Here is a 13,648-nt window from a genome sequence, read left to right on the forward strand (position 1 = left end):
CTGCGGCACTTCCGGTGCCGGAAATTAATATTCGCACAGACTCTCCCTCCACAGCCGGGCGTCGGTTAGAGTGTCGGTACAAAATGAACGCTATTCATTTATGTGGCGTGGCATTTGAGCGGCCGGAGGTCGGCCGCTGGAGAGAGGAATAAAGTGCAAACCCTGGAACGGAACGTTGTCATCATCGGCGCAGGCCCCTCCGGCCTCACTGCGGCACGGAAACTCAAGGCCGCAGGCCTGAGCGTGGCAGTGCTTGAGGCGCGGGACCGGGTAGGCGGCCGCACCTGGTCGGACACCATCGACGGTGCCTTCCTCGAAATCGGCGGACAGTGGATCTCCCCTGACCAGGAAGCGCTCAGCGAACTGGTCGAGGAGCTGGGACTGGAGACTTTCCCGCGGTACCGCGAGGGCGAATCCGTGTACATCGGCTCGGACCACCGCGCCGTCCGCTACTCGGGAGACATGTTCCCCGTAGCCGAGTCAACAGCCCGGGAAATGGAACGGCTCATCACCCTGCTTGACGAGCTCACCGCGAAGACCGATCCGGCAACTCCGTGGACACACCCCGACGCCCGGGCACTGGATACCATCTCTTTCTCCGCCTGGCTGCGTGAACAGTCCTCCGACGAAGAAGCCTGCAACAACATCGGCCTGTTCGTCGCCGGCGGGATGCTCACCAAGCCCGCGCATTCCTTCTCCGCCCTGCAGGCGCTGCTGATGGCTTCCTCTGCCGGATCGTTCTCCAACCTGGTGGATGAGAACTTCATTCTGGACCGCCGCGTGGCCGGAGGCATGCAGCAGGTCTCCGAGCGGATGGCCGCGGAGCTGGGAGAAGACGTCATTCTCGGCGCGCCGGTGCGCACCCTGCGCTGGAACGAGGACGGCCACTCCGTAACGGCAGAGGCCGACGGCGTCACCGTCCACGCCCGCTACGCCATCATGGCAGTCCCGCCGAACCTCTACTCCCGCGTCTCCTACGACCCGCCGCTTCCTCGCCGGCAGCATCAGATGCACCAGCATGTCTCTCTGGGCCTGGTCATCAAGGTCCATGCCGTGTACGAGAAGCCGTTCTGGCGCGAGTCCGGTCTTTCCGGCACCTGCTTCGGCGCCCACGAACTGGTGCAGGAGGTCTACGACAACACGAACCACGGGGATTCCCGCGGCACCCTGGTGGGCTTTGTCTCCGATGAAAAGGCCGACGCCATGTTCGAGCTGACCGCTGAGGAACGCCGCCAGGCAATCCTCGAATCGATCGCCCGCTACCTCGGCGACGAAGCACTCACCCCCGAGGTTTACTACGAATCCGACTGGGGCTCGGAGGAATGGACCCGCGGCGCCTACGCTGCCAGCTATGACCTGGGCGGCCTGCACCGCTACGGTCCGGACCAGCTGACCCCGGTTGGCCCCATCTACTGGTCCTGTTCCGATCTTGCAGCCGAGGGCTACCAGCACGTCGACGGCGCCGTCCGCATGGGCGCGAAGACCGCCGAACGCATCATCTCCCGGTTCCAGGGCTGATCAGCCGTGCGTTACGTAGTCGGCTACACGGCCACCGAACGGGGCAGGGACGCGCTGTTCCTGGCCTGTGCAATCGCCCGGAGCCAGGGAGCATCCCTGGACCTGGTGATCGTTGACCCCGAAGAGTCTCCCTACACGGCTGTCTACCCGCCGGAGCGGACCTACGCGTCCCTCCTGGCCAAGCAGCTCAGGGACTGGCTGGATGAAGCCCTGGCCCTGGTGCCCGAAGACATCGAGGCAAGGGGGCACATCCGCACTGCCGACTCGGACGCGCGTGGACTGATCGAAGCGGCCGAAGCCTTCGGCGCCGGCCTCATTGTGGTCGGCGCAGGAAGCAACGGGCTGTTCAAGCGCTTCACGGTGGGCAGCGTTGCCAACGCGCTGCTGCATGCTGCCGGCGTCCCGGTGGCCCTTGCTCCCCGCGGCTACAGCAGGATGGAACCGCTCACGCGGATCACCTGTGCGGTGGGGGAGCGGCGGGGTGCGGAAGACGTCCTGGAGGTTGCCTGTGATTCAGCTGCCCGCCGGGGCCTGCCGCTGCGCCTGCTCTCCCTGCTGGCGCTGGACTCCTCCGGCGGTGCGGCCCTGGACGAAGCACGGCTGCACGTTGCGGACCGGGTCCGGCGGGCTGAGGAACTTACCAAGGGAAAGAGCAGCATTACCGGTGTTGTCGCCCACGGGCGCACCATCGAAAACGCCGTCGACGACCTTGAATTCGACGACGGCGAGGTCCTGATCATCGGCTCTAGCCGATTGGCCCGCAGCAACCAGCTTTTCCTCGGCACCACCGCGTCCAAAGTCCTCCGCAGCCTCCCGGTGCCAATGGTCGTGGTCCCGCGTAACTATTCCCGCGCCGCACACGGCCAGGCACCCCAGTCAGGAGATACCCAGTGAAGACACGCACCCGGGCACAGGGCGGAGCCGCCGCAAGCGGGCTGAGCAGCAAAGGGCTGAAGGGAGGACAGGTCGGGCTGATCGGCGCCGTCGTCATTGGCATTTCCTGCATTGCGCCCGCCTACACCCTCACATCCGGACTCGGGCCGACCATTTCAGAGGTCGGGGTGCAGCTTCCGGCGATCTTCCTGGTCGGGTTTATTCCCATGATCCTGGTGGCGCTTGGCTACCGGGAGCTGAACAACGCCATGCCGGACTCAGGCACGTCCTTCACCTGGGCAACGCGGGCCTTCGGTCCATGGGTGGGCTGGATGGGCGGCTGGGGACTGATTGCGGCGACCATCATTGTCCTCTCCAACCTGGCAGCTGTAGCGGTCGATTTCTTCTACCTGATGCTCGCCCAGGTCACAGGCAACGATTCCCTCGCCGACCTGACTTTGAACCTGCCCCTGAATATCGCAACAACCCTGGTCTTCGTGGCCATAGCCTGCTGGATCTCCTACCGCGGCGTGGAGACCACCAAGACAGTGCAGTACGTACTGGTGGCCTTCCAGCTGGTGGTCCTCACCTGGTTCTCGGTGGCGGCCTTCGCCCACGTTGCCGGCGGAACGGCATTCGACGCCACGCAGATCAGCTGGGACTGGTTCAATCCGTTCGCGGTTGAGTCCTTCTCCGCATTTGCGGCCGGCGTATCCCTCTCAATCTTCGTCTACTGGGGCTGGGACGTAACCCTGACCATGAACGAGGAAACCAGGGATCCGGACCGGACACCGGGCCGGGCTGCCACCGCCACCGTGTTCGTCATCGTGCTCATTTACATGATGATCGCGCTGGCCGTCATCTCCTTTGCCGGAGTAGGCGACGGGGAGCTCGGTGCCGGCAACCCGGACAACCAGGAGAGCATCTTCGCGGTACTGGCGACGCCGGTCATGGGCCCCTTTGCCATCCTCATGTCCCTGTCCATCCTCTCCAGTTCGGCGGCCTCACTTCAGTCGACGTTCGTGTCTCCTGCCCGCACACTGCTGGCAATGGGCCACTACCGCGCCCTGCCCCGGCGCTTCGGGCGGATCAGCCCGGCGCACAAGTCCCCGGGCTATGCCACGGTGGCTGCTGCAGTGGCGGCAGCGGGGTTCTACGTCATTACCCGGCTGCTTTCTGAAAACGCGCTGTGGGACACCATTACAGCGCTGGGCCTGATGATCTGCTTCTACTACGGCATCACGGCCCTGGCCTGTGTCTGGTACTTCCGGCGGGAGGCATTCGCCAGCGCACGGTCCTTCCTGCTGAAGTTCCTGGCGCCCGCCCTGGGCGGCGTCATCCTCTTCATCATGTTCATCAAGACCGCTTTCGACTCGATGGACCCGGACTACGGGTCCGGCTCCTCCGTGGGCGGCGTTGGCCTGGTGTTCGTCCTGGGAATGGGCGTAATTGTCCTCGGTGCTGTGCTGATGCTCATCATGTACCGAGCCAACCCGGGCTTCTTCCGCGGTGAGACGCTGCGCACCGGAGATTCGGTTTCCGCTGCCCAGCCCGAATCGGCTCCTTTGGTATAGCCCGGTTTCTGTCCGGGACCGTGTGGCCGGGCGTGGGTCCTTCCCGGCTTGCCCGGGCTCGGCGCAGTTCGGTCTGGCTGGCATGGGCCGACCCGGCCGACCCGGCTGGCCCGGTCTGGCTCGGTCTGCCCTGACGTGGTCCGGCTTGCTGTTGTGGCCCGTCCTCCGGCGGAGGGCGATCGCAGCTGTTTCCGCGGGAACGCCCCGGGATCGCTCCGGTTTGTGGCTTTCGCTCCGCTTTGTTCGGTGGGAAGCGCTACAAACCGGAGCGAACCGGCCAGGGCCAGGATTGGGCGGCGGATATCCTCCGGCCTGGGACTTCCCCGCCGCAGGGGGACAATCCTGCCGTGGCGCCGCGGAGGATTGTCCCGAGACGGCAGGGAAGTCCCAAAGCGCGGGATATCCGGTCTGGGCAGCAGCCCCGACTCCACGGAAGTCCTGGGGTGCCTGGAAGAGCCATAAGACCCGACGTCGCGGCATTTCGGGACGCCTGTTGTCGGTGTGAATAGAGGGGTCGTTGTGAAGAATGAGGCGTTGGGTTAGATTGAGTGTCAAGCACCGCACGCATGCGGCGTGTCGCGCCCGTTTGGGGACGGGCGCTCAAGGAAGGCCTCCACGGGGGTACCCCCCCAAGGGTCTCGAGGCACTAAGGATTGAAATGCGACTGAGGAAACTCGCGGGCGTTTTTGCTGCGCTCGCGCTGGCTCTGGGGGCGACGGCGGTGGCCATGCCTTCAGCGTCTGCTACATCGCTGGACGGCTCGGCTGCGGCCCGCCTCCACACCCTTATCAACGATTACCGGCAAGTCCACGCGCTCAAGCCCCTGGCCTGGAACCAGGGAATTGCCAACGTGGCGCAGCAGTGGACACTGGACTCCGCCAAGACTGCCAGCGTGTCCGGAGCAGGAACGTTCCTGCACAACCCGTCCTTCGCAGCACAGTATCCGGCAGGGGCGAAGCATGCCTCAGAGAACATCGCCTGGAACATGAGCGTGGACCAGGCATTCCAGTGGTGGGTGAACTCGGGCCCGCACAAGGCAAACATGCTGCGGGCGGCAGACACCGAACTCGGCATCGGTGTTGTGCAGCTTACTGAAGGTCCGAACAGGGGTGTGTACCTGGCAACGGTCAACTTCGGCCAGTACGAAACCCCTCCGCCCGCACCGGTCCCGCCGGCTCCTGAACCTGAGCCCGCTCCGGAGCCGGACCCGACACCGGTCCCTGCACCCGAGCCGGACCCGACGCCGACACCGGCACCCGAGCCTGCTCCTGCCCCGGCCCCTGCACCGGCCCCCGCACCGGCCCCCGAACCCGAGCCTGCACCGGCCCCGGCACCGGCCCCCGCACCGGCCCCTGAGCCCGCTCCTGCACCGGCCCCCGAACCCGAGCCTGCACCGGCCCCCGAACCGGAACCGACACCCGAAGCAGAGCCGGCCCCTGCACCTGTACAGGTGGCAGGCACGGCGCCCGATGCGGACAACGTGCCTGCCGCGGAAACCGGGCCGCTGCCTGAGTCCGAGCCTGCTGTGGATGAAAACACGGCACCGGAAGAACCCGCCGTTCTTCAGGAAGACCCAGCGGAAGAACCAGCGCCGGCCGCTTCACGGGCTGAACTCCTGACCAGCGATCCCGCCGTCCTGACCCCGGAAGCCCGGGGCACGTTTGAGGCGAAGGCAAGCGGAAGCCTTCTGGTGGTTGCAGGTCTGACGCCGGGCACCCAGTACCAGGTGTTCCTGCATTCGACGCCGGTCAAGGTCGGCACACTGACCGTTGACGCTGCCGGGGTACTCCCGGTGAGCATCCCGGCCGATCTCGAAGCCGGAGACCACAGGGTTGCCCTCTACGACATGGACGGAACCCTGGCGGGCTGGCAGTCCTTCACGCTCCAGCCGGCAGTGACCGTGCTGGGCGCCCCGGGGCAGAGCGCCGGAACCGCTCCCGCCGTGCTGGCGGAAACCGGTGTGACTCCGGCGCAGATGCTCGTCGGCGGTGCAGGCGTGCTGATGGCTCTGGCCGGCGGCGCAGTGCTTCTGGCACTTCGCATCCAGGGCCGGCGGCCTGAAACCGCGACCGTAGCCGCAAGCTAGGCTGCCAGCGGCATAACGAACAAAACCGGACGGTGAAGGGTTTCCCTTCGCCGTCCGGCGTTTAAGCAGCAGGTTCCAGCGCCGCTAGGCAGCTGCCGCGCGGCGGATCCGTGCGCGCCGCGGGGAACCCAGCATGTCGATGCTCAGCATCAGCAGTGCCAGCCAGACCAAACCGAATCCAGCCCACCGCTCAGCAGGCATGGCCTCCTTGAAGACCAGCAGCGCTAGCGTGAACTGCAGGATGGGCGCCAGGTACTGCAGCAGTCCCACGGTGCTCAGCGGCAGCCGCCGTGCTGCGGCACCGAAAAACACCAGCGGAACCGCGGTGGCGATGCCGGAGGCCGCGAGCAGCCAGAAGTGGGCCGGCCCCTCGGTCAGGAGGGTCCCGGAGCCCGTGACGGCAAGGATCACCAGGACTGCGGCGGCGACTGGCGTGAGGACGGCGGTTTCAATCGTGAGGCTGGAAACGGCGTCCACCTTGCCGCCCACGTTCTTTTTCACCAGCCCGTACAGGCCAAAGCTGAAAGCCAGCGCCAGCGCGACCCACGGCACAGTTCCGTAGCCGAACGCCAGAACCAGCACAGCTATGAAGCCGACGGCGATCGCGGCCCACTGAAGCGGCCGAAGGCGTTCCTTGAGCACCAGGACGCCCAGCAGTACGGAGATGAGCGGGTTAATGAAGTAACCCAGGGCGGCTTCTACGGCGTGTCCGCTGAGGACGGCCCACGCGAACACCAGCCAGTTGACGGCGATCAAAAACGCAGCCAGGGTCAGGGTGCCTACTACGGCCAGGTTCCGAGCAGCCGCGAACACCAGCCGCCAGGAGCGCATGACCGTGAGCAGTGCAGCACAGAAGACCAGGGAGAAGAGGACCCGGGCTGCCACAATCTCCACGGGGCCGGCCGGTTCCAGCAACAGGAAATAGAGGGGGAGGACCCCCCAGATTCCGTAGGCGCCGATGCCGAAGAGCAGCCCCGAAGTACTGGGCTTGTCATCGGGCGGAGTCCCGCCCGCCGGCCTGGACGAAACGTAGGAGGTTCCGCCGGGTGACTGCGTGGCGGACGCGGCCGGCATTCCGGCAGGAGATTGCTCATTGGGCATGTGGGGTGCAACCGGCTACGCCGTGGGCGTATTCCCGTATGTCGGGGGCACGACGTTTAGACGCGATGGTGAGTGCCAATTAGAATAGAAAAGTGTGCGCCATTTGCGTGCCACGACTCCCAAGTAGAAGGACTCTAAGTGTCTAACTCAGCTCCGGACAGCTCGCAGCGTCCCATGCGAGTCGCAATTATCGGTGCTGGTCCGGCAGGCGTTTACGCCGCAGACATCCTGACCAAAGCGGACCGCGACTTCGAAGTCAGCATTGATCTCTTTGATCAGTACCCGGCACCCTACGGCCTCATTCGCTACGGCGTGGCCCCGGACCATCCGCGTATCAAAGGAATCGTCAACGCCCTGGAAAAGGTGCTGGACCGCGGTGACATCCGCTTCCTGGGGAACGTGAATTACGGCCGCGACCTTACCCTGAAGGACTTCCGGCACTTCTACGACGCGATCATCTTCGCGACCGGTGCCCTGAAGGACGCTCCGCTGAACGTCCCCGGTGTCGATCTTGAAGGCTCCTTCGGAGGCGCGGACTTCGTCTCCTGGTACGACGGCAACCCGGACGTGCCGCGCGACTGGCCGCTGGATGCCAGGGAAATCGCCGTCATCGGCAACGGCAACGTGGCCCTTGACGTTGCCCGAATTCTCTCCAAGCACGCCGATGACCTGCTGACCACCGAGATTCCGTCCAACGTGTACGAGGGGCTCAAGAAGTCCCCGGTCACCGACGTGCACATTTTTGGGCGGCGCGGCCCGGCCCAGGTGAAGTTCACTCCGCTGGAACTGCGGGAGCTCTCGCACTCACGCGACGTGGACATTGTGCTTTACCCCGAAGATTTCGAATTCGACGAAGCTTCGGATGAGCAGATCCGGACCAACAACCAGACCAAGACCATGGTCAACACCCTGACGAACTGGCTGGTCGAGGAACAGGACACCGGCGCGTCCCGCCGGCTGCACCTGCACTTCCTTCATTCCCCGGTTGAGATCCACGACGATCCCTCCACCCCCGGCAAGGTTGCGGGAATCAAAATGGAGCGCACGGAACTCGACGGAACCGGCAATGCGCGCGGCACCGGCGAGATCATCGATTATCCGGTCCAGGCCGTTTACCGTGCCGTCGGCTACTTCGGCTCCGAGCTTCCGGAAGTTGGCTACGATTCCCGCCGCGGTGTCATTCCCAACGAAGGCGGCCGCGTCGTCGACACCAGCGGCACGCCGGTCCCGGGCATCTACACCACCGGCTGGATCAAGCGCGGTCCGGTTGGCCTGATCGGCCACACCAAGGGCGACGCCCTTGAGACCATCGGCTACCTGCTCGAAGACCGCCGGTCCCTGCCCGCAGCCGAAGAGCCCCAGCCGGAGGCGATCATCGCGCTGCTGGAAGAACGCGGCGTCGAGTACACCACGTGGGAGGGATGGAAGCGCCTGGACGCTTACGAGAAGTCCCTGGGCGCCAAGTACGTGCACGGTGACCCCGGAATCGGCGACCTGGTCCGCGAGCGGGTCAAGGTTGTTGACCGGGAGGAAATGACCCGGATCTCCCGTGAGGGCTCCGAGTAGGCTGCTCTTTCCAAACTGTTGACCGAAGCCGGGTGCCGCTGTGCGGTGCCCGGCTTCGGCCGTTAATCCCCGGCCTTGCCGGCAGCCGGGTTTCCCGGCCCGCGGTGCTCTGGAACTGTGCCGTGGCGCATGTCACTATGGACGGGCAGCCACCCGCTGCCCGGAATCCTGCCTTCAACATGGCAGGACCGGATCGGACGGTCTCCTTATCAACGCGGATAGGCAGGACGGTGCAGAAGTCTTCCAGTGCCTTGCAGGGGATGGCTTTTCGGAGCCCTGAGACCCTGCAGCGTGATGCCTGGCGGGCACACGAGAGCCTTGGGTCCCAGAGCCAGATCCTGGATATGCTGCGTCCCGGCGTCCGGGAATCCTGGCAGCGTTCCCTCCGGCACCATCCCGATCCCGATGCCGCCCGCTCTGCGCTCGTGCTCGAAGGGCCCGATCTGAACGCGTACCGGGATTCCCACCCCCTGGCTTCGATCATGCCGGTGATCCAGCGGCTGCTGGTCGAACCGGGACGGGACAGCGGACTGCTCGTCGCCGTCGGAGACCAGCTGGGACGCCTGCTCTGGGTCGACGGGGACCCCGAACTGCTGCGCCGCGCTGAGAGCATGATGTTCATGCCCGGCGCCGACTGGTCCGAAAACGCTGTGGGTACCAGCGCTCCGGGCACCGCGCTGGCCACCGGACGGAGCGTGCAGATTGCCGGGGCCGAGCACTTCAGCCCGCAGGTGCACCCCTGGTCCTGCACAGCGGTTCCGGTCCAGGATCCGGAAACGGGGTCCGTACTGGGGGTCGTGGACATTACCGGCAAGGAAGAAGCCGTGGCTGTCCATACACTCGCCCTGGTCGAGGCAGCTGTGGCCGCTGCCACCGCCCAGCTGCGGGTGGAACGGCTGCAGCTGGGGGGCACAGGCCTGCGCCGCTCGACGGAGCGGGCCTCGCGGTCCAGCCTCTACCAGGACAGCCTGCAGGTTCTCGGTACAGACACCGCGGACCTCTGCGTGGATGGCGTCCGCCTGCAGCTGAGCCAGCGGCATTCGGAGCTGATGACCCTCCTTGCCCTGCATCCCCGCGGCCTTACCGCTGAGGAGCTGGCTGTGCTCGCTTACCCGACCGAAGCCTCCGTGGGCAGTGTCCGCGCGGAGATGCTCCGGCTGCGCAAGCTGCTCTCCAAGTCTTCCTCAGCGCGGATTGTCCCGGACTCCCGCCCATACCGGCTGCCGGTGGACCTGGTCCTGGACGCGGGGCAGGTCCGCGCCTGCCTGGGCCGCGGTGCGCACCGGCTGGCGCTGAATATCTACAAGGGGCCGGTTCTGCCGCACTCTGAGGCTCCGGGCATCGTGGAACTGCGGCAGAGCCTCAGCGCCGAACTGCGCGAAGCAGTCCTCGGCGAGGCTGGAATCGAGACTGTCCTTCAGTACCTGAAGCTGGAGGAAGCAGCGCACGACGCCGAGGCGTGGCGGCTGGCGCTGCAGCTGCTCCCGCCGCGTTCCCCGCGGCGGGCCGGCATAGTCGCGGGCCTGCAGCGGATGGAGCGGGAGCTCGCCTAGCCGCGTGTTTCGTTGTCCGGTTCCGGAGCCCGCACTCCGGCAGGATCGCCGGCCTGCGGGCCGATAACCGGCTTGATCCGCAGGCTGGTCAGGAACCCAATGAGCAGTGCGCCGGCGGCGATCCAGCCCGCGAGCGAGGCGCCGCTGGTCATAGCGTCACGGGCGGCGTCGGCAATAAACGCGGTCTGGGGATCTGCTGCCAGTGCCGCGATGCTGCCGCCGGAGGTGGCGTTTACCGAATCCACCGCCCCGGCCAGCTGCGGTGCGCCGGCAACGGCATCCGCCACCTGGTTCTCAGTGCCTGTGCGAAGCGTGGTGAAGAATGCCGTTCCAAGCACGGCGATGCCCAGCGCCGAACCGGTCTGCCGGGCGGTGCTCTGGGTAGCTGAACCCTGGCCGCTCTTGGCCAGCGGAACCTCGGCCAGGATGACCGACGTCAGCTGGGCAGTGGCCAGGCCAACGCCCATGCCGTAGAAGAGCAGGATCGGGGAAGTGAGCCAGGCTGAGCTGTCCGGTCGGATCAGCAGGGCCAGGGCGGCGATGCTTAGGATTTCAAGACCCAGGCCCATCCGGACGACCACCACCGGACTGTACTTCCTGGCCAGAGCGGCAACACCTCCGGAGGCCAGGAAGGAGCCCAGTGCCAGGGGAAGCAGTGCCAGGCCGGCTTCGAAGGCGGTGTAGCCCAGCACGTTCTGGAACCACAGGGGCAGTGAAAGGATCAGCCCGAACTCGCCGAAGCTAACAATAAGCGCGGTCACGTTGCCGTTGGCGAAGGACGGGATACGGAACAGGGAGAGGTCCAGGATTACGCCCTTCCCTGCTTCCGTGCGCGAACGCTCCAGCAGCACAAAACCCACCAGGGCCACGGCCGCCAGCAGGAAGGCCAGCGGGACGGGGGAGAGCGTCCCTGCCTGGAACGGCGCGTCCTCGGTGGCGTTCCACCAGCCGTAACTGCGGCCTTCGATCAGGCCGAAGACGAGCGCCCCGAAGCCCAGAATGGACAGTGCGGCTCCGCCAAGGTCCAGGCGCTGTGCAGCCCCGGTGACGGCTTCGGATGATTCGGCCACGAACAGCAGCAGCCCCGCAACTACCAGCACACCCACCGGGATGTTGATGCCGAAGGCCCAGCGCCAGCTGGCGTTCTCGGTCAGCCAGCCGCCCAGCAGCGGGCCGATGGCTGCCATGCCGCCGATTGTGGAACCCCAGACCGCGAAGGCAATGCCCCGTTCCCGGCCCTGGAAGTTGGCGTTCAGCAGGGCGAGGGTGGTGGGCAGGATCATTGAGCCGCCCAGGCCCTGCAATGCACGGCCCAGGATCAGGATGCCTCCGGACTCGGCGACGGCGCAAAGCACCGAGGCCGCCACAAAGAGCACGACGCCGGTCAGCATGATCCGCCGCCGGCCCACCCGGTCCGCAATCCGGCCCCAGGTCAGCAGCAGCGCAGCGAACAGCAGCGTGTAGATCTCCTGCACCCATTGGATCTCGGTGCTGGAAATCCCCAGGTCCGCAACGATCGAGGGGACGGACACCGACACGATGGTGGCGTCCATGATGATCATTGCCACGCCGAGGCTGATGGCCAGCAGGCCCCACCAGCGGTAGCGGATGTACCGGCCCGGCTGCGGTTCTGCGCCGCTCCCCGTGAGTTCGGAAGTCATTAGCGTTCCTTATATCTCGATTACTAAGAAATTGCCTTAGGTAACCATAAACCCGCCTGCAGCGGGCCGCTAGCCGGTGTGCAGCGTCCCTGCTACGCAGATGCTACGTCTGCCTGCGTACTGTTCACCACACCGACGGACACGACACCGAGGTCGTGTACCAACGCTCGAAAATGAGGAGCAAACAAGTCATGACCGTTTACGCGCAGCCCGGCCAAGGCGAGGCACTTGTTTCATTCAAGCCCCGCTATGAGAACTGGATCGGCGGGGAGTGGGTCCCCCCGGTCAAGGGCGGCTACTTCGAGAATGTTTCACCGGTTACGGGCAAGGTCTTCTGCGAGGTGGCCCGCGGCACCTCCGAGGACATTGACCTGGCCCTGGATGCAGCGCACAAGGCAGCGCCGTCGTGGGGCAAGACCTCCGTCGCGGAGCGCGCCAACATCCTGAACCGCATCGCCGACCGCATCGAAGAGAACCTGGAGATGCTCGCCGTTGCCGAGACCTGGGACAACGGCAAGCCGGTTCGTGAAACCCTGGCTGCGGACATGCCGCTGGCCGTGGACCACTTCCGCTACTTCGCCGGCGCTGTCCGCGCCCAGGAAGGCACGCTCTCCCAGATCGATGACAACACCACCGCGTACCACTTCCATGAGCCGCTGGGGGTGGTGGGCCAGATCATCCCGTGGAACTTCCCCATTCTGATGGCGGTCTGGAAGCTTGCTCCTGCACTCGCGGCCGGCAACGCCATAGTCCTGAAACCAGCCGAACAGACCCCTGCCTCGATCCTGGTGCTGGCTGAACTCATTGCAGACCTGCTGCCGGCCGGCGTGCTGAATATCGTCAACGGTTTCGGTGTGGAAGCGGGCAAGCCGCTGGCATCCTCCAAGCGCATCCGCAAGATCGCCTTTACCGGTGAGACCACCACCGGCCGCCTGATCATGCAGTACGCCAGCCAGAACCTGATTCCGGTGACGCTGGAACTGGGCGGCAAGAGCCCGAACATCTTCTTCGCGGACGTGGCAGCCCAGGACGATGCGTTTTATGACAAGGCCCTGGAGGGCTTTAACATGTTCGCCCTGAACCAGGGTGAGGTCTGCACCTGTCCGTCCCGTGCACTGGTCCAGGACTCCATCTACGACAGCTTCATGTCCGATGCCCTTGCCCGCACCGCCGCCATGGTGCAGGGCAACCCGCTGGACACCAACACCATGGTGGGAGCCCAGGCCTCGAATGACCAGCTGGAAAAGATCCTTTCCTACATGGATATCGCCGGGCAGGAAGGCGCCAAGGTCCTCGCCGGAGGACAGCGCAACATGCTCGACGGCGACCTGGCGGGCGGCTATTACGTGCAGCCCACCGTTTTTGAAGGCACCAACAACATGCGCATCTTCCAGGAGGAGATTTTCGGACCGGTGGTGTCCGTGACGCGGTTCTCCGACTACGGCGAGGCGCTCTCCATTGCCAATGACACCCTCTACGGCCTTGGAGCGGGCGTCTGGTCACGGGACGGCAACACCGCCTACCGCGCAGGCAGGGACATCCAGGCCGGCCGCGTCTGGGTGAACAACTACCACGCCTACCCCGCACACGCGGCGTTCGGCGGCTACAAGTCATCCGGCATCGGACGCGAAAACCACGCCATGATGCTGGACCACTACCAGCAGACCAAGAACCTGCTGGTCAGCTACGCCGAATCCAAGCAGGGGTTCTTCTAAG

At 65.5% G+C, this 13,648-nt stretch carries 9 protein-coding genes; 7 read left to right on the plus strand and 2 right to left on the minus strand.

Translation table 11 applies throughout. The annotated features are described in order from the left end of the window. The first annotated feature begins 153 nt into the window (after nucleotides 1-153). From AO716_RS01755 to AO716_RS01770, 4 genes are all read left to right on the plus strand, one after another. Nucleotides 154-1,518 (plus strand): flavin monoamine oxidase family protein, encoded by a 1,365-nt coding sequence (locus AO716_RS01755; RefSeq protein ID WP_055239239.1) that lies wholly within the window; start codon nucleotides 154-156, stop codon nucleotides 1,516-1,518. Nucleotides 1,519-1,524: 6 nt separating this feature from the next. Next, entirely contained in the window at nucleotides 1,525-2,412 is an 888-nt protein-coding gene (locus AO716_RS01760) for a universal stress protein (protein ID WP_055239240.1), read from the plus strand. Further along, nucleotides 2,409-3,965, plus strand: coding sequence for an APC family permease (locus AO716_RS01765; protein ID WP_055239241.1), 1,557 nt, complete (start codon nucleotides 2,409-2,411; stop codon nucleotides 3,963-3,965). The genes AO716_RS01760 and AO716_RS01765 overlap by 4 nt, the downstream gene beginning before the upstream one ends. A 658-nt stretch (nucleotides 3,966-4,623) precedes the next feature. Further along, entirely contained in the window at nucleotides 4,624-6,051 is a 1,428-nt protein-coding gene (locus tag AO716_RS01770) for a CAP domain-containing protein (RefSeq protein WP_055239242.1), read from the plus strand. Nucleotides 6,052-6,135: 84 nt separating this feature from the next. Here AO716_RS01770 and rarD read toward each other — a convergent pair whose 3' ends face one another. Beyond that, complete coding sequence (rarD, locus tag AO716_RS01775) at nucleotides 6,136-7,152, minus strand: EamA family transporter RarD (protein ID WP_055239243.1); 1,017 nt, start codon at nucleotides 7,150-7,152, stop codon at nucleotides 6,136-6,138. A gap of 138 nt (nucleotides 7,153-7,290) precedes the next feature. Here rarD and AO716_RS01780 point away from each other — a divergent pair, with 138 nt between their 5' ends. Continuing rightward, nucleotides 7,291-8,718, plus strand: a complete 1,428-nt coding sequence (locus tag AO716_RS01780) for an FAD-dependent oxidoreductase (RefSeq protein WP_055239244.1) — start codon at nucleotides 7,291-7,293, stop codon at nucleotides 8,716-8,718. A 260-nt stretch (nucleotides 8,719-8,978) separates the two neighbouring features. Further along, complete coding sequence (locus AO716_RS01785; RefSeq protein ID WP_055239245.1) at nucleotides 8,979-10,271, plus strand: GAF domain-containing protein; 1,293 nt, start codon at nucleotides 8,979-8,981, stop codon at nucleotides 10,269-10,271. Here AO716_RS01785 and AO716_RS01790 read toward each other — a convergent pair. After that, nucleotides 10,268-11,932, minus strand: a complete 1,665-nt coding sequence (locus AO716_RS01790) for a DHA2 family efflux MFS transporter permease subunit (protein ID WP_055239246.1) — start codon at nucleotides 11,930-11,932, stop codon at nucleotides 10,268-10,270. The genes AO716_RS01785 and AO716_RS01790 overlap by 4 nt on opposite strands. A gap of 191 nt (nucleotides 11,933-12,123) precedes the next feature. On the opposite strand from AO716_RS01790, the gene AO716_RS01795 reads away from it, so the two are divergent. Further along, nucleotides 12,124-13,647 (plus strand): aldehyde dehydrogenase family protein, encoded by a 1,524-nt coding sequence (locus tag AO716_RS01795; protein WP_055239247.1) that lies wholly within the window; start codon nucleotides 12,124-12,126, stop codon nucleotides 13,645-13,647. Nucleotide 13,648 lies beyond the last annotated feature (1 nt).

The organism is Arthrobacter sp. Edens01, assembly GCF_001307035.1.
GTDB lineage: Bacteria > Actinomycetota > Actinomycetes > Actinomycetales > Micrococcaceae > Arthrobacter_B.